Below are 16,703 nucleotides of genomic sequence, written 5' to 3' on the forward strand. Positions count from 1 at the left end.
CTAGCGGAGCTGCCGACGGTCCTCGACGCTCGGCCGCGCCAGCAGCGCTGCCATACCCAGCCCGGCGAGCAGCCCGACCAGGGAGACCAGCAGATCGGAGTCGGCCGCGTTGATCGGGCTGTTGCCGGCCAGCGCGGTGAACGCCGCGCCGATCGGCATCATGATCATCATGGGGATGGCCGTGGCCACCAGGAACACCACCGGGCCCACAAACGCGATGAGAGCGGCCAGGGCGTGGTGCCACCAGATCGGCCGACCACCCGGCCAGTCCCAGGCCAGCAGGGTGACCCCGGTGAGCAGCACCGCCCCGAGAGCGGCCTCCGGCAGGAGTCGTTCACCGGGCGCGGCGGCACGGACCAGCCAGACGCCGAGCAGGGCCGCCACGGTGAGGCCGACGGCCAGCCCGACCCGAGCCCGGGTCCGCGCCGGAGCCGCCGCCAGCGCGGCGCCGACGGCCAGGGCCACCAGCAGCGCCGCCGTGGCCAGGGCGCCCTGGTTCAACTCCGGCTCCCGGTCGGTCGGTGACTCGATTCCGGCCGCCACCAGCGTCAGCACCCCGGCCACGCAGGCCGCCCCGGTCAGCACCCGCCGGTCGGCGGCCGGAGTCGTGCCAGGCTCCCGCGTCTGCGGCGCGGCGCGCTCCCACCAGAGCAGAAGCGCCGCGACCACGCCGAGCACGGCGTAACCGGCGACGGCGAGCAGCACCGTCGCGTCGAGGCCGATCGGGTCGGCCCGGTCGACAGCCACGTCGGCGGCGATCCAGCAGCCGCCCAGCACCACCGCCGGGCCACTCCAGCGCACCTGCCCGCGCCCGGCCAGCACCAGCCCGAGCGGCACCGCCATGATCGCCATGAACCGCAGGTCGCGCGCCCAGTAGGCGTTGTTGCCCGGCAGGTTCTCCGACCACGGGCCGAGCGGCTCGGTCAGCGGTTGCCACGTGGTCATGCCGTACGCCCAGAGCGCGACGGCGGCGGCGGAGAGGAGCAGCCCGACCGGGCGCGCGGATCGCATCCGTGGACGGTAACGGCCCAACCGCCCGCGCGGGGGGCGCGGTCATCCGCCGACCGGCGACCGGGCGGGACGGTGGCGCAGCAGCCGCCACGTCGGCAACACACTGGACAGCACCGCGAGCAGCAGGCACAACCCCACCACGCTGGCGACCACCGACCACGGCACCACCAGGTCGACGGGGGCTCCGACCTGCTCGGCGAGGCCGGCGCTGATGCTGAGCAGACCGACGAACGCGACAGCCCCACCCAGCAACGCGCCGATCAGGACCACCAGGGCGGACTCCGCCGTGACCAGCCAGATGACCTGCCGTCGGGTCGCCCCGGCCATCCGGATCAGCCGCAGGTCCGCGGCGCGGCCGGCGGCGGCCAGCAGCAGCGTGTTGGCCACCGCGATGGCCCCGTAGCCGGCGGACACCCCGATCAGCAGCACTGTGAAGAGCCAGACGAGGCGGTCCTCGGCGGCGTCCGCCTCGGCCGCCCAGCCCGCAACGTCGAGGATCCGCGCGCCGACCGGTGGATCGATGCGGTCGGTGACGTACACGGTGGACGTCAGCGCCGACGGGTCGTGCGCCCGCACCACGGCCCGGGGCACGAGCAGGTCGCCGGGGATCGAGGCGTCGTCGACCACGGCGACGACGCGCAACGACACCGTCGTCCCGTCGGCGAAGACCACCGGGTACGACTCGGACGGCAGCCGGTTCGCCGAGGCGGTGACCACCACGGTGTCGTCACCCCTCAGGTCGTTCAGCGAACCGGCGACGACGGTGAGCACCCGGTTCGCGGCGGCGAAGCCCTCCGGATCCACTCCGAGCGCGGTCATCGGCCGGTACGGTGGCGACGTTCCGGGGTCGGTGCGGTAGACGGTGGTCGGCAGGAGCGCGGTGCCGCCGGTCGCGGCGACGGCCCGGTCGGACAGGCCGGGCGCGCGGTCCGGCACGACGATCCAGCCGGCGTTCACGTTGTCCGCCCGACCCGCCGCGTACGCGGCGGTGGTGGTGCGCACCATCCCGGACACCAGCACCGCGAACGCGACAGTGAGCAGCACCGGCGCGGCGATGGCGGCGGTCCGCCGGGTCGCGGTCAACGCCCCGCCCCGGACCAGCATCCCGATCGCGCCACCGGGCCGACGCACCGGAGAACGCAGCAGCCACACCAGCGGTCCGACCACCACCGGGGCGAGCACTGTGGTGCCGGCCACCAGCGCCATCACCGCGTAGAGCGCGTACTGCGCCCCCACCCGCGCCTCGTCGGCGGTCGCCGTGCCCAGACTGAGAGCACCCCCCGCCGCGAGGAGCAGCGCCCCGGTGACGGCACGCAGCCGGCCGATCGGTCGCTGTTCCACAGCGGCATCGCGTAACGCCTCCAGCGGGCGGACCCGCGCCGCTCGGCGGGACGCCGACCAGACGGCCAGCAACGCGATCACCGGCCCGGCGGCGAGCGAGACCGCGACCGGCCAGAGTTCGTAGCGGACCTGGAAGGTCGACGGTTCGTAGCCGACGTCGACCAGCAGCCGACCCAGCGACGGGGCGAGCGCCGCGCCCACCAGCAGGCCGACGATTCCCGCCGAGACGCCGACGGCGAGCGCCTCGGCGTGGACCATGCGGCGGACCTGGCGTCCGGTGGCGCCGACGGCGCGCAGCAGGCCCAGCTCACGGCGGCGCTGCGCGATGGTGAACGCGAAGGTGGAGGCGACCACGAACACCGTGACGAAGCCGGCGAGGGCCGCCGTGGCGGTGAGCACCTGCATGCCGATCCACCGGGTACGGGCGTCGCCGCGCGGCTCCAGCGCACCACGGGCGTCACCGGTGAGCACGCGTCCGTCGACGCCGACGACTCCGCGAGCCGCCGTGGCGACCCGCTCGGGGTCGGCGTCCGGCGCGAGCACCAGCCCGATGGCCCGCACGCCGGGCGCGAGCGGAGCGGCGACCTCGTCCGCGACGTGGACGCCCGGCCCGTCGACCAGACCGCTGACGGTGTACGACTCCGCACCCACAGCGGTCAGCAGGGTGACCGGTGCGCCGACGCCCAGTCCGAGCGCGCGGTCGACGACCACCTCGCCGGGCCGGCGAGGTGGCTCGCCAGCCGTGAGGCGCAGCCCACCCAGCTGGGCGCTGGACCAGCCGTGCCCCTGGTAGGCGTCCTCGCGCCGGGTATCGGCGGCCGAGGGTCGGCCGTCGACGAGCGGCTGCGCGTAGAAGGTGCGGTCCGGTACCGCCGCCACCACGTCCGGCAGACCGGCCAGCCTGCCGGCCAATTCCGCCGCCGTGGTGGCGGACCAGGGCCGGGTCGGCACGAACTCGTCAGCGGACGCACCCGCCTCGGGGCTCTGCACCACGACCGCCGCCCGCGCCAGCCGGTCCGGCACCTGCGGGCGCCCGGATGCGAGCAGCAGGGTGGCCGCCGCGACCAGCGTGACCCCGATGGCGACGGCCACGAACGCGCTGGCCGACCGCCGGACGCTCAGCACGACGACTCCGCGACGGTTTCCCGCTCGGCGATCCGGGCGGCGACGGCGGCGGCGGTGATCCCGCCGGTCAGCTCGTCGACGACGCGGCCGTCGGCCAGCAAAAGGACCCGATCGGCGTACGCGGCGGCGGCGGGATCGTGGGTCACCATCACGACGGTCTGCCCGTGGTCGTCGACGAGCGCCCGCAGCAGCCGGAGCACCTGCCGGGAGGAGGCGCTGTCCAACGCCCCGGTCGGCTCGTCGGCGAAGACCACCGCCGGACGGGTGATCAACGCGCGGGCCACGGCGACGCGCTGCTGCTCCCCGCCGGACAGCTCACTCGGCCGGTGCCCGGCCCGGTCGGCGAGGCCGACGGCGTCGAGGGCGGCGGCGACGTCCCCGGCCGGCGGGCGGCGGCGGGCCAGGCGCGACGGCAACTCGACGTTCTGCGCGGCGGTCAGTGTGGACACGAGGTTGAACGCCTGGAAGACGAAGCCGATCCGGTCCCGCCGCAGCCGGGTCAGCTCGTCCTCACCGAGGTCGTTGAGGTTGGTGCCGTCGATCGTGACGATCCCCTCGGTCGGGCGGTCCAGGCCCGCCGCGCAGTGCAGCAGGGTGGACTTCCCCGAGCCGGAGGGGCCCATCACCGCCGTGAACGTGCCGCTCGCGAAGCTGGTGGTCACGCCGTCGAGCGCCGTCACCCGCCGGGTTCCGGTGCCGTACACCGCGCGCAGCCCCGTCAGGGTCACCGTGTCTGTGGTCATGGCCGTTACCGTGCCGAATGCCGGGGGTGCGGCGCGTCGTGCCGGGGCAGGCACTTTCCGGCCCTCCCCCGGGTGGAGTCCGGGGCCCACAACCGGCCGCGCGTCGTCCTGCGGGATGACCACCCGCAGGCGGACGCGGCCGACCCAGCCGGCCGTTACCGTTCGACGGGTGACCGCTCTCCTGCTGACCCGACGAATGCGGCCGGTGGACCTGTACACCGTGGACGCCCTGCTGGCGGTGGCCGTCGGTGGGCTGCTCTGCCCGTACGCGGCGCTGGAGTCGCCGCTGCACGGCGGCGTACGCGAGCCGCTCTGGGTGTCGGTGCTGGTCGGGATGGCCCTGGGGCTGCCGTTGGCGGTCCGGCGACGGTGGCCGATGACGGTGGCGGTCGTGATCAGCTCGATCGCCACCGTCGCTCTGATCACCGGGGTGATACCCAACTTCGCGGCCGCTGCTCCGGCGTTCGCCATCGGCCTGTCCTTCTACACGGTGGCCGTGGCGACGCCCACCCGCCGGTCGATGCTCTGCGCGGCCGGTTGTCTGGCGCTGGTGAGCGTCGGCCTGGTGCTGACCGCGGGCGACCTCTGGTCGCGGACCGGCGCGGTCGTCTACGCCGGGGTGATGGTCGCGCCGGCCTGGATGATCGGTTGGCAGATTCGGGAGCGACGCGCCCTCGCCACCCGGCAGAGTGATCAGCTGGTTCGTCAGGCTGCCACCGAGGAGCGGTTGCGGGTGGCGCGCGAGCTGCACGACGTGGTCGCGCACACGCTCAGTCTCATCGTGGTGAAGGCGGCCGTCGCCAACCACGTCGCCGAGGCCGACCCGCGCGAGGCGGGCGCCGCGCTCCGGGTCATCGAGGAGACCGGCCGCACCGCGCTGACCGACGTACGTCGGGTGCTCGGCGTGTTACGCGAGGACAGCCCGTACGCGCCGACGCCCGGGCTGGACGAGTTGCCCCTCCTCGCCCGGCAGGCGGCGATCGGCGGCGTCGACGTGCAGCTCGACGTGCGGCGGGACGAGCCAACCGGCGCGGTGCCGCAGTCGGTGGGCCTCGCGGTGTACCGGATCGTGCAGGAGGCGGTGACGAACGTGGTGAAGCACGCCGCGCCGGCCGCCTGCCGGGCCACGGTGACCGTCCTGCCCGACGAGGTGCGGGTGGAGGTGACCGACGACGGCCGGCGGCCGGTCCTGCTCGGCGGGGAGGGGCACGGGTTGATCGGCATGCGGGAACGGGTGGCGTTGCACGGCGGGGAGTTCCGTGCCGGCCCCCGCTCCGACGGTGGCTTTGCGGTGACGGCCAGCCTCCCCTACCGGGTGGCCGCGTGATCCGCGTGCTGATCGCCGACGACCAGGCGTTGTTGCGCGGCAGTTTCCGGCTGCTGGTCGATCTCAGCCCGGACTGCACCACTGTCGGTGAGGCGGGCACGGGGGTGGAGGCTGTCGCGTTGACCGAGCAGCACCGGCCGGATGTGGTGCTGATGGACGTGCGGATGCCGGAGATGGACGGCATCGAGGCGACCCGGCGGATCTGCGCCGACCCGGCGACGGCCGGCACCCGGGTCATCATCCTGACCACGTTCGACCTCGACGAGTACGTCTACGGGGCGCTACGCGCCGGTGCCAGCGGGTTCCTGCTCAAGGACACCCCACCGGCGGACCTGCTGACCGGGATCCGGGTGGTCGCGGCCGGGGAGGGGCTGCTCGCGCCGACGGTGACCCGCCGGCTGATCGACGAGTTCGCCCGGCAGCCGGAGCCGACCCGGCCGCTGCCCCGGCAGCTCGACGGGGTGACCGATCGGGAACGGGAGGTCCTCGGGCTGATCGCCCGGGGCCTGTCCAACGCGGAGTTGGCCGCGCACCTCAACCTCAGCCAGGCCACCGTCAAGACGCACGTCGGGCGGCTGCTGACCAAGCTGGCGGTACGCGACCGGGCGCAACTGGTCATCGTCGCGTACGAGACCGGCCTGGTGGGACCGGGCGGCCTACGCTGAGCGGGTTGTCCGCACCCGAGGAGGAGCCATGACCCGGTACGTCGCCCTGCTGCGCGGGGTCAACGTCGGCACCACCCGGCTGGCGATGGCCGACCTGCGGCGGATCGTCACCGACCTCGGGCACGAGGACGTCAAGACGTACCTGCAGAGCGGCAACGTGGCCTTCGACAGCACGGTGCGCGACGCGGAGAAGCTGGCCGCCGGCATCGCGCGGGCGCTCACCGACGAGCTGGCGTTGACCGTGCCGGTGCTGGTGCGCAGCGGCCGGGAGTTGGCGGCGATCGCGGGCGGCAACCCGTACGCCGACCGGGATGACGACCCGACGCGACTGCTGGTGGCCTTCCTCGCCAAAGCACCGAAGAAGTCCCTTGTGGATGCGCTGGCCGTGCCCGGTGCCGAGAACGTGTCGTTCACGGTGACCGGCCGGGAGGTGTTCCTGCACTACGTCGACGGCGGTGCCGGGCGGTCGAAGTTCACGAACGCGTACCTGGAGAAGAAGCTCGGCGTGGCGGCGACCACCCGCAACTGGAAGTCGGTGCGGGCCCTGGCGGAGATGGCCGCCTCCTGACCTCAGGTGGGGGCCGCGGCTCGGCGACCCCCACCGACGCTGCTCAGAAGTGGTACGCGGTCTCGTACTCGGGCACCAGCACCCGGCTGCGCGGCGAGATCCGGCGCACCGCCGCGATCATCTCGTTCAGCCGGGTGCGGTCGGTCGGGGCGACCGGCGGCGGGTTCTGCAACGCCGTCTCGAAGTTGTCGTAGTGCACCGGCACCACGACCTTCGGGTAGTCGAGGCCGGCCAGCAGCCGGGGCAGGTAGTCGCCGGTGGTGGTGGCGTTCTGCATGGCCACCATCGCCACGTCGGGCGCAAGGCCGGTGAGGTTCCGTTCGGCGACGTCGCTGGCCCCGGTGAAGTAGACCGACGTTCCGCCGTCGACCCGCAGCAGGTAGCCCAGCGTGTCGCCCTCCGGCAGGTCGGCGATGGTGGCCGGCTGCGGCGGCGGGCTCACCCGCACCCCGGGAAAGGCCACCGAGTACGACGGGTTGCGGCTGTGCAGCGAGCCGACCACCTCGACGCTGTGGTCGCCGAAGTCCAGCACCTCACCACCCTTCACGGCGCTGAGCTGCGTCGACGGCAGCCCGTAGGCCAACCCCAGGTGGTACGCGGTCAGCGTGCCGAACACCCGTGCGCCGGTGCGCTTGGCGATGTACGGCACGTCCATGAAGTGGTCCCAGTGGGTGTGCGTGACCAGCACCGTCGTGGCCCGGTCGACGCGCGGGTCGATGACGTCGGTGCGCACTGCCAACGGGGTGTCCGCCCGGAACGGGCCGGTGAACAGCCCGGTGTCGATCCGGCTGAGGAACGGGTCGACGAGAACGGTGCGGTCGCCGATGTCGACGCGCCAGCCGGCCGTACCCCACCAGCGGAAGCTGACCGCGCCCTTGCGGCGAGCGGTGGGCGTGGACGCGACGGTCGAGGCCGCGGCCTGGGCCGGGGTGGCGACGCCGGCGGCGAGGCCACCGGCGGAGACCAGGGCCGTGGTGGCGGCGGCGTCGCGCAGGAAGCGTCGGCGGTCGAGACTGGGCATGCGGATCTACTCCCCGTGGTCGGGTGATGTGTCGCCCACGAGCCAACCAGCGGCACCGGGCCGCGGTCCAAGATCAAGGGCCGTCTGCTTCGATACGCCAGCGGATATCGGTCCTGCTCGGCGGGGGTGCGGTGGCGCTCGGAGGGGCGCGAAATCACTCGCCGCGCAGCGCCTCGACGGCCGTCCGGGCGGCCTCCCCCATGGCCAGGTCCACGTCGATGCGACGCGGGGTCAACTGTTCGGCGCGGGCGAAGACGGCGATCGCGTACCGGCCGCCGTCGGGGTATTCGGCGACCCCGGCCTCCAGGTGGAACCCGGGCAGGGTGCCGGTCTTTCCGGAGACCCGGACGCCGGGCGGGAAACCGGCGGCCAACCGGGTCCAGAAGATCTGCCGGGCCATCCAGGTGCGGACCATGGCGCAGGCCGCCGCCGGCCCGGCCTCGTCCCGCCAGATCAGCGTGAGCAGCCGGGTGATCTCCCGGGCGGTGCTGGACGTGGTGTGCGCGGGGTCGAAGACCCGCATCGCCCGTACCCGGTCCGCCGGCAGCGTGGGGAAGATCCGGGCGAACTCCGCCTCGGTCCGGGCGCCCACGTCGGCGAGCATCATCTCGACCAGTTCCCGTGGGCCACCGAGGACGCGGGTACGGGTCAGCCCCAGCTCGACGGCGAGCATCGGCAGCAGGTCCGGGCCGACCCGGCGCAGCAGCAGGTCGGCGGCCGTGTTGTCGGTGACCGACATGGCGAAGTACGCGAGGTCGCGCAGCGACACCTCGGCGTCGTCGGCGCAGCCCGCCAGACCCCACCCACCGAGCCGGTCGGCGGCGGTGACCACGACCCGCTCGGTCGGGTCCAGTTGACCGGCCTCGACCTGCCGGGCGAACTCCAGCACCAGAAGGATCTTGAAGATCGAGGCGATCACCACCTGCTCGTCGGCCCGCACCCCGACCTCGCGACCGCCGGCGTCCGGGCCGCCACCCTCGACGGCGCCCAGGTCGACGGCGTCCAGGTCCACGACGTGCAGGCTGGCCGTCACCCCGACGGCGGCGAAGATGGCCCCGATACGTTCCTCCACGTCCACGCCAGCACCGTATCCAGCGCCGCCGTGGCCGCGTTGGCGTAGGGTCCCGGCCGTGGATCTGCTCCGGCACCTGCGGCACTTCGTGGTGGTCGCACACGAACTGCACTTCGGGCGGGCCGCGGAGCTGCTCGGGATGGCCCAGCCGCCGCTGAGCCAGTCGATCCAGCGGCTGGAGCGGGAGCTGACGGTCGAGCTGTTCGACAGGTCCCGCCGCCAGGTACGCCTCACCACCGCCGGTGAGCTGCTGCTCGGCGAGGCGGAGGAACTGCTCGCCGGCGAGGGCCGACTCCGCAGCCTGATGGGGCAGATCCGCGCCGGTGAGCTGGGCGTACTCCGGGCCGGGGTGCCACCGGAGACGCCGGCCGTGACGCTGCGTTCGCTGCTGGACGGGCTCACCACCCGGGCGCCCGGCCTGGACGTGGAGCTGCACGAGCTGACCACGGCCGAGCAGGTGCGGATGCTCACCGAGCGGACCCTGGACGTGGGGCTCGTGCATCACCCGGTGGCGGCGGACGGGCTGCGCTTCGGGGCCCCGGTCGACGTACCCCTGGGGGTGCTGCTGCCGCGCACCTCGCCGCTGGCCCGCGGCCGCGAGGTGACGCTCGCGTCGCTGGCCGGCCTGGATCTGGTGGCCGCTCCCCGCGCCACCGCCCCCGGCTGGCACGACCACCTGCTGGCGGTGTGCCGGCAGCACGGTTGGCGCCCGGCCCGGGTGCGCCCCGCCCGCAACCCGGAGTTCCTCTTCGGGCTGGTGCTGGCCGGCGGCGGGGTGGCCGTGGAACCGGCGACGGTGGCCCGCCGGGAACCCCGGATGGCCTGGCGGCCGATCATTGACGCACCCCTGGCCAAGCGCACCTCGGCGGCCTGGCCGGACCGGTCGGCACATCCGGCGGCGGCGATGTTCGGCCAACTCGCCGCGGAGGTGCTGGCCGACGCCGAGCCCACCGCGCCCGCGACGCCCGCGACGTCGGTGCCGGCGGCACGGCCGTGGCCGGTGCTGTTCGACACGACCGGGTGAACTGACCGGCCGTTGTGTTCGTCACCCCCGGTTGGGCGGTGGATCGTCCACCCACCCGGGTATGGATGACAGGAAACGAAGACGCGAAGGAGCCGCAGTGGCAATCACGATTCCCGACATCAGCCTGAACGACGGCACCACCATTCCGCAGCTCGGCTTCGGGGTGTTCCAGATCGAGCCGAAGGACACCGTCGCGGCGGTGACCACCGCCCTGGAGGTGGGCTACCGGCACATCGACACCGCCGAGATGTACGGCAACGAGGCCGAGGTCGGCGAGGCGGTACGCGTGTCCGGTCTCGACCGGGGTTCGGTCTACGTGACCAGCAAGCTGAACAACGGCTTCCACCGCCCCGACGACGCCCGCAGGGCGTTCGACTCGACCCTCGCGGCGCTGAAGATGGACTACATCGACCTGTTCCTGATCCACTGGCCGCTGCCGACGCTGTACGACGGCGACTACGTCTCGACCTGGAAGGTGCTGGAGGAGTTCCAGCGCGACGGCCGGGCCCGCTCGATCGGCGTGTCGAACTTCCAGGTGTCGCACCTGCAGCGGCTGGCCGACGAGGCGAGCGTCGTGCCGGCGGTCAACCAGATCGAGGCGCACCCGTACTTCGGCAACGACGAGGTCCGCGCCTACGGCCGTGAGCACAACATCCTCACCGAGGCGTGGTCGCCGATCGCCCAGGGCAAGGTGCTCGACGACCCGACGGTCGTCGACATCGCCGGGCAGCTCGACCGGACCCCGGCGCAGGTGGTGCTCCGCTGGCACGTGCAGCGCGGCGACATCATCTTCCCGAAGTCGACCACCCCGAAGCGGATCGAGGAGAACACCCGGATCTTCGACTTCGAGTTGGACGACGCGGCGATGGAGCGGATCACCGCGCTGGACAAGGGCGAGGCCGGCCGGCAGGGCCCGAACCCGGACACCTTCGCCTACGTCCCCCGCTGACCTGAGCCGCCACTCGGCGGCCAGGTCTCCTGAATGAGTGATGCCTCAGAGTCATCTTGATGACCCTGAGGCATCACGCTGTTCCCGGCGGGTCAATCACGCTGTGCCCGGCGCTCAGGAGCCGACGCGCTCGGCGATCCGACGGAACACCGCCTGGGTCGGCGAGTCGGGCTCGGGGACGTAGACGATCAGCCGCTGCTCGGTCTCCGGCACCAGCAACACGCGGCACTCGAACTCCAACGACCCCAGGCGGGGATGTGGCACCCGCTTGATCACGGGACGGCGCTCCTCCACCTCGTGCTCGGCCCAGAGCTGGGCGAACCGTGGCGAGGTGCCGAGCAGCTCGGTTACCAGATCACGGATCGCCGGGTCGGCCGGGTAACGGCCATAGGCAGCCCGCAGGTCCGCCACCGTGCTGTGCACGAAGCGGCGGGCGTCGGCGTCGGTCCAGTGGGCCTCGGTGACCGGCCGCCGGAACGTCCAGCGGATCATGTTGCGCTCGGCGTCCGGCACTCCCGCGAGGTCCCCCAGGAAGTACGCGGCCATGCGGTTCCAGGCCAGCACGTGGTACGCGGCGTCGACGAGGTACGCCGGGGTCTCGGTCATGGCGTCGAGCAGGTGCCGCAGCCCGGGAGTCACCTCCCGGCTCGGGCCGACGGTAGGCGGCGGGTTCTCCCCGGCGATCCGGAACAGGTACTCGCGCTCGTCCCGGCTCAACATCAGCGCCCGAGCCATCGACGCGAGCACCTGCCGGGACGGGTGCGGCCCGCGGCCCTGCTCCAACCGGATGTAGTAGTCGATCGACATGCCGGCGAGTTGGGCGACCTCCTGCCGGCGCAGCCCGGGGGTGCGTCGACGTTCGCCCTCGGGGAGCCCGACCTCGGCGGGGCGCAGCCGGGCGCGGCGGGTACGCAGGAACGCCGCCAGTTCGTCACGCCGCAGGCCGCTGCTCGTCATGCCCCCAGCATGCCGCGACCAGGGCCGGCCAGGGTGGTACCACCGGTCCCAGCCTCGGCCCGTCTCTCCCCGGACGCCGTCGGCGCGGACACGCTCTTCGTCATGACGAACACGATCGCCCTGATCACCGGGGCCAACAAGGGAATCGGCTTCGCCACCGCCCGGCAGCTCGGCGCCCGGGGGATGACCGTGCTGGTGGGCGCCCGGGACGCCGAGCGGGGTCGGGCAGCCGAACGGGAACTGCGCGACGGCGGCGCGGACGCCGTGTTCCTGCCGCTCGACATCACCGACGCCGAGTCGGTGACGGCCGCCGCGAAGCGGGTGGAGGCGGAGTACGGCCGGCTGGACGTTCTGGTCAACAACGCTGGCATCGTCCTCGCCGACGGCGCACGAGGGCTGCCCAGCGAGACGACGGTGGCGACGCTGCGCCGGCTGTACGAGACGAACGTCTTCGGGGTGGTGGCGGTGACAAACGCGCTGCTGCCGCTGCTGCGCCGGGCACCGGCCGCCCGGATCGTCAACGTGTCGAGCGAGGTCGGCTCGATCGCCGTGATGACCGACCCGAACGGCGCGCTGTTCGAGCTGACCTCCGTGCCGTACCCGTCGTCGAAGGCGGCGCTGAACATGCTCACCGCGATGTACGCCAAGGAGCTGCGGGACACCCCGATCACTGTGAACGCGGCGAACCCGGGCTATTGCGCCACCGACCTCAACGGCAACAGCGGTTTCCGCACGGCCGACCAGGGCGCCGAGGTGAGCGTGCACCTGGCGACCCTGCCGGCCGACGGGCCGAGCGGGCTGCTCTGGGGCTTCCAGATGGACGCCGGCGGTGGATACGGCGTGCTGCCCTGGTGACGGTGAGCGCTTGACCTGGAGTGCGCTCCAGGTTGGAGGGTTACCTGTGCGCCCGCCGGTAGGGCGCACGAGAGGAGACTCCCATGCGGTACCGCACGATCGGCGCCGACCCGGCGACCCGGCGCGAGGTCAGCGTGCTCAGCCTCGGCGCGATGCTCTTCGGCAGCGCCACCGACGAGGCCACCTCGTACGCGATCCTGGACCGGTACGTCGAGGCCGGCGGCACGTTCATCGACACGTCGGACAACTACGCGTTCTGGGTGGACGGCGGCCAGGGCGGGCAGAGTGAGGAGTTGCTCGGCCGGTGGCGGCGCAGCCGGGGCGTCGGCGCCGAGATCGTCATCGCCACCAAGCTGGGCGCCCGACCGCTGGCCCCGGGCACCAGCTACCTGGACAACGCCGAGGGCCTCTCCGCCAAGGTGATCCGCGAGTCGGCGGAGCGCAGCCGGGAACGGCTCGGGGTGGAGCGGTTGGACCTGCTCTACGCGCACATCGAAGACCGCGCCGTGCCGCTCCAGGAGACCGTGGAGGGCTTCGCCGAGCTGGTCGCCGAGGGCACCGTGGGTCTGCTGGGCGCCAGCAACCACCGGGCCTGGCGGGTGGAGCGGGCCCGCGCGTTGGCCGCCGCCGCCGGCCTGCCGGGGTACGAGGTGCTCCAGTACCACCGCAGTTACCTGCCGAACCGCACCGACCTGATCAGCGAACTGGACCCGGACGGCGAGCCGGGCGGCGTCAGCGGTGACCTGCTCAGTTACCTGCGTGCCGAGCCCGAGCTGACCCTGGTGGCGTACTCGCCGCTGCTCAAGGGGGCGTTCACCCGGGCGGACAAGCCGCTCAGCTCGGCGTACGACCTGCCGAGCGCGCCCCGGCGACTGGCCGCGCTGCGGGAGGTCGCCGGGCAGAGCGACGCGACTGTCAACCAGGTGGTGCTCGCCTGGTTGCTGGGCGGTGAGCTGCCGTCCATCCCGCTGGTGGGCGCCTCGTCGGTGGCGCAACTGGAGGAGAGCCTGGCAGCGGTCGACCTGGAGCTGACCGCCGAGCAACGGCACCGCCTCGACACCACCTGGTGACCTGACACCGACCGCCCCGCCGACCTCAGCTCACGGTCGGTGGGGCGGTCAGGTCGAGCTGCCAGTCGTTGGCCCGCATCATCTGCCCCGGCGGGTATTCGAAGCCGGTCTCGCCGAGCAGCGTGAAGCCGGCCTTGCGGCACACCGCGTTCGAGGCGGGATTGTCGACCGAGGGGTAGGCGTGGGCGTAGTGCCGGTCCCGTCGGGCGCGAGCGACGTCCACCACCGCGCGCACCGCCGCGGTCGCAAGCCCCTGCCCCCGGTACGCCGGCAGCACCGCCCAGCCCAGCTCGTACACCGGCTGGTCGCGCCACTCGCGGGCCCAGTAGCCGACGCTGCCCGCCCGTGCCCCGTCCGGCAGCACCAGCGTGAACATGCACCCCTGCTCGGTGCCGGAGAAGTGCACGTACCGGTCGTGCCGGGCGAGCACCTGCTCGTCGGTCTCCGGGCCGCCGGTGTGCTTGCGGGTGTCCGGTGAGTTGAGCTGCCGCAGCAGGTCGAGGTCGTCCTCGTGCCACGGCTCGATGCGTACCTGTGCCAATTTCAACTGTGTCGCGGCCGAGCGAGCCGCAGTGTCGCCTGAGCGAGACGGTCGACCCGGTCGGCAAAACCCGTGCGAGGCCCGTCCTTGGGCTCAGCGACGGGGACCGGCGCTTCGACGGAGGCCCCGGCATCGCGATCGCCTGACGGTGTGACCGACAGGTTCGCCTCGTCGATCAACGCCCGGGCGCGATCCCCGACCTGTTGACGCTGCTGAGGCGACTCCCGGGCCTCCGCCCGGAGCGTCGACATGGTGAGTGACCAGGCCCGGTTGAGGCGCTGAGGATCGTCGAAGAGGCTCGTCTCCAAGGGCGGACCCGGGTCCACGTAACTGCTGGACGGCAACACCCAGACGGCGTCGTCGACGAGATACCGATCCTCGGGCTGGCCCTCGGATTTTGGTGTGTCGGGTGTCGCCACAGATCCTCCAGACTTTCTCATCATCGCCATGCGAAGTCGCCAGCACCCAGGTCTTCGCGCCTTATCAGGTCATTGAAGTGAACGAGCTTGAGCGCGAACCGGTAGCTGATATAGGTCAAGTTCAACGCCGAGACGATACAGAGAGTGATCCAACGCCAGTCAGTGATTCCAACGAAGGTCAGCGGGTCGGCGACGCTTCCCCCAACGATCGGCGCTGGTGCGCTCGGTGGCGGGGAGCTGAGATACAGCACAACCGCGATCACCGAGACCACCCCGCTGACGACGAGTGACAGACGCGCAAGCAGTGAGCCACCGACCAGCGCGTCCTTGTCCGATGAGAGACCGAACCACGAAGCTGCCACCGCCGGCAACGCGAGCATCAGGGCCGGCAGGCCTCCCACCTGGGTGCCCTGTGGGCTGTTCAAGAGGTTGCCAGCAACCGCGAGCAGGAGGGTTGTGGCCAGGGCGGTGATCGCCGCGCGGCCGCGGGCACCTGGCGGAGTCTCCTTAAAGGTGGTGATGAGTTGCAAGTCTCGCAGTTTCGGCGCCGCCCGGGAGTATCCCCGCATATAGACATGCACAAAGTTCTGCCCGCGCTTGCGACGAACTCGAAAATGATGGTCAGTGACCCGGTCGTCTTCGGTCGCACTTCTCGTCTGGTCGAGCTCGTGCGCGCAGAGGTGCCTTTTATTGTCCGGCTTTTTACCGGACGCGTCCTCGTCGGCGGGGATTCCGATCGGCGCCCTACCGCGCCACTGGCGAGTCAGCAGCACCCGACAGTGCCGGCACTGCAGGTACTGCTTGATGACGTACTTGTTCGCCGGAGCGTTGACCCGCAAGTGGTAACTCTCGGCAGTGAGCGCCAGCTCCACCGGTATCGCCACCTTGTCAGGTTTGAGGCCGAGCCCGAGCCGGAGCAGCCCCCGCCAGCTCGTGGTCAGGGACGCCGGCACGAAGGTCCGCTCGTACTTGACCAGGAAGCGCCCGCTGGATGCGTCAACCGCGGAGACAACCGCGACGATCGGGTACGACCAACTGAGGGCCGCGACGTATTTGCGGACGCGTTCTCGGCTGTCGTCGTCGGGAAATTTGATCTCCTCGAGAATGACGTCCAACCGTCCATGCACCTGCCCGGTGTGCAGCGGCCCACGGGTCGCCACGATCTGAAGCATGGCCAGCTCGGCCGCGCGCACAGGCTCGTCCAGGGTCTTCGGCGGGGATGGCGCATCCTTCGCCGCGAAAATCTCCATCAGGATGAGCCGAAGCCCCGCCGCAGCCAGCTTGGTGGTCTCCTCGTAGGAGAGCGTTGGCAACGAGCTGCCGCCGGCCGATTGGAGCTGGAAGTTGTCCACCAGCTCGCCCTTGATCGGTTGCAGGATCGGGATGTAGAGAGCCCTTCCGCCCTCCTCGGCATCGGGCAGCGCGAACGAAATCGACACCTGCTGCCGCACCGCCCGCTCGTCTAGGTCGACGGTTTCCGCCAGTCGAGAGCGGGAGCGGGCCGGGTCGACGATGAGTTCCACGAACATCGTGATCGCCTTGCGGTCCTGCTCGCTGAGGCGCTCGGCCGCCGATGCTTGTAGGCGCTGCAACCACGGGACGTCGGGTTGTCCCGGGCGCTGCGCCACTGTCTTCTCCTCGCCCAGACGCTGCCGCAACCTTGAGAAGATCACCCCGCCGAGGATGAGGGCTGCCGTCAGACAGAGGGTTCGCGCCAAGCCCTCCAGCAGATTGCCGTTGCGGACGAACCATTCGCCGTACGCATCCAGGCGGTGCCGAAGCCAACCTGTGGCGCCTGCAGCGGTCACGAGAACGGCGGCCGCCCCGGCGAAGGCGAGGTTCATCATCATCTTTCGTACGGAGTGCGGCTCATGCATAACCATCACGCTCCCCGCTTTGCGACAGCGATGAGTACCCGAGGGGGTACACGCTGCTACAGCACCCCGAACCCTGTCGAAGTCTCGACCAAATAGGACAGCTCGTGATGTTTGGGCAGGCATTCGTGTGACGCAGAA

15 protein-coding genes are annotated in these 16,703 nt (G+C 72.0%); 7 read left to right on the forward strand and 8 right to left on the reverse strand.

All coding sequences use genetic code 11. The annotated features are described in order from the left end of the window. Genes ACFYP0_RS06795 through ACFYP0_RS06805 form a run of 3 tightly spaced genes read right to left on the reverse strand, consistent with a single transcriptional unit; the run spans position 1 to position 4,220 of the window. Entirely contained in the window at positions 1–1,011 is a 1,011-nt protein-coding gene (locus ACFYP0_RS06795; protein WP_355494298.1) for a hypothetical protein, read from the reverse strand. Between the two features lie 42 nt (positions 1,012–1,053). After that, a complete protein-coding gene (locus ACFYP0_RS06800; RefSeq protein ID WP_355494299.1) occupies positions 1,054–3,477 on the reverse strand; it encodes an ABC transporter permease in 2,424 nt (807 codons plus the stop codon). Next, positions 3,471–4,220 (reverse strand): ABC transporter ATP-binding protein, encoded by a 750-nt coding sequence (locus ACFYP0_RS06805; RefSeq protein ID WP_167493715.1) that lies wholly within the window; start codon positions 4,218–4,220, stop codon positions 3,471–3,473. Before ACFYP0_RS06805 ends, ACFYP0_RS06800 begins: the two co-directional genes overlap by 7 nt. A gap of 169 nt (positions 4,221–4,389) precedes the next feature. Between ACFYP0_RS06805 and ACFYP0_RS06810 the strand changes: the two genes are divergently transcribed. Genes ACFYP0_RS06810 through ACFYP0_RS06820 form a run of 3 tightly spaced genes read left to right on the forward strand, consistent with a single transcriptional unit; the run spans position 4,390 to position 6,780 of the window. Further along, entirely contained in the window at positions 4,390–5,547 is a 1,158-nt protein-coding gene (locus ACFYP0_RS06810) for a sensor histidine kinase (protein ID WP_355494300.1), read from the forward strand. After that, positions 5,544–6,212, forward strand: a complete 669-nt coding sequence (locus ACFYP0_RS06815) for a response regulator transcription factor (RefSeq protein ID WP_355494301.1) — start codon at positions 5,544–5,546, stop codon at positions 6,210–6,212. Before ACFYP0_RS06810 ends, ACFYP0_RS06815 begins: the two co-directional genes overlap by 4 nt. Before the next feature lie 28 nt (positions 6,213–6,240). Continuing rightward, positions 6,241–6,780 carry a DUF1697 domain-containing protein gene (locus ACFYP0_RS06820; protein WP_355494302.1) on the forward strand — a complete coding sequence of 180 codons (540 nt, stop codon included), beginning with the start codon at positions 6,241–6,243 and terminating at the stop codon, positions 6,778–6,780. 43 nt (positions 6,781–6,823) lie between these two features. Here ACFYP0_RS06820 and ACFYP0_RS06825 read toward each other — a convergent pair whose 3' ends face one another. Both ACFYP0_RS06825 and ACFYP0_RS06830 read right to left on the reverse strand, forming a co-directional pair. Further along, a complete protein-coding gene (locus tag ACFYP0_RS06825; RefSeq protein ID WP_355494303.1) occupies positions 6,824–7,801 on the reverse strand; it encodes an MBL fold metallo-hydrolase in 978 nt (325 codons plus the stop codon). Positions 7,802–7,955: 154 nt separating this feature from the next. Beyond that, positions 7,956–8,879: a serine hydrolase gene (locus ACFYP0_RS06830; RefSeq protein ID WP_355494304.1), complete on the reverse strand. Its 924-nt coding sequence runs from the start codon at positions 8,877–8,879 to the stop codon at positions 7,956–7,958. A 52-nt stretch (positions 8,880–8,931) separates the two neighbouring features. Here ACFYP0_RS06830 and ACFYP0_RS06835 point away from each other — a divergent pair, with 52 nt between their 5' ends. Both ACFYP0_RS06835 and ACFYP0_RS06840 read left to right on the forward strand, forming a co-directional pair. Further along, complete coding sequence (locus ACFYP0_RS06835; protein WP_124857811.1) at positions 8,932–9,897, forward strand: LysR family transcriptional regulator; 966 nt, start codon at positions 8,932–8,934, stop codon at positions 9,895–9,897. Positions 9,898–9,994: 97 nt separating this feature from the next. Next, on the forward strand, positions 9,995–10,846 hold the full coding sequence (locus ACFYP0_RS06840) for an aldo/keto reductase (protein WP_386994893.1): 852 nt from the start codon (positions 9,995–9,997) through the stop codon (positions 10,844–10,846). Between the two features lie 114 nt (positions 10,847–10,960). Here the strand turns inward: ACFYP0_RS06840 and ACFYP0_RS06845 are convergent, their stop codons facing one another. Then, positions 10,961–11,803: a helix-turn-helix transcriptional regulator gene (locus ACFYP0_RS06845; protein ID WP_355494307.1), complete on the reverse strand. Its 843-nt coding sequence runs from the start codon at positions 11,801–11,803 to the stop codon at positions 10,961–10,963. Between the two features lie 102 nt (positions 11,804–11,905). Here ACFYP0_RS06845 and ACFYP0_RS06850 point away from each other — a divergent pair, with 102 nt between their 5' ends. Next, positions 11,906–12,658 carry an SDR family oxidoreductase gene (locus ACFYP0_RS06850; protein WP_124857805.1) on the forward strand — a complete coding sequence of 251 codons (753 nt, stop codon included), beginning with the start codon at positions 11,906–11,908 and terminating at the stop codon, positions 12,656–12,658. A gap of 83 nt (positions 12,659–12,741) precedes the next feature. Next, positions 12,742–13,728 carry an aldo/keto reductase gene (locus tag ACFYP0_RS06855; protein ID WP_386994896.1) on the forward strand — a complete coding sequence of 329 codons (987 nt, stop codon included), beginning with the start codon at positions 12,742–12,744 and terminating at the stop codon, positions 13,726–13,728. Between the two features lie 25 nt (positions 13,729–13,753). On the opposite strand, the gene ACFYP0_RS06860 is transcribed toward ACFYP0_RS06855, so the two are convergent. After that, complete coding sequence (locus ACFYP0_RS06860) at positions 13,754–14,269, reverse strand: GNAT family N-acetyltransferase (RefSeq protein WP_124857801.1); 516 nt, start codon at positions 14,267–14,269, stop codon at positions 13,754–13,756. 439 nt (positions 14,270–14,708) lie between these two features. Next, complete coding sequence (locus ACFYP0_RS06865; protein WP_386994898.1) at positions 14,709–16,538, reverse strand: hypothetical protein; 1,830 nt, start codon at positions 16,536–16,538, stop codon at positions 14,709–14,711. Between the last annotated feature and the right edge of the window lie 165 nt (positions 16,539–16,703).

It is taken from the genome of Micromonospora arida, assembly GCF_042873195.1.
Taxonomy (GTDB): Bacteria; Actinomycetota; Actinomycetes; order Mycobacteriales; family Micromonosporaceae; genus Micromonospora; species Micromonospora arida.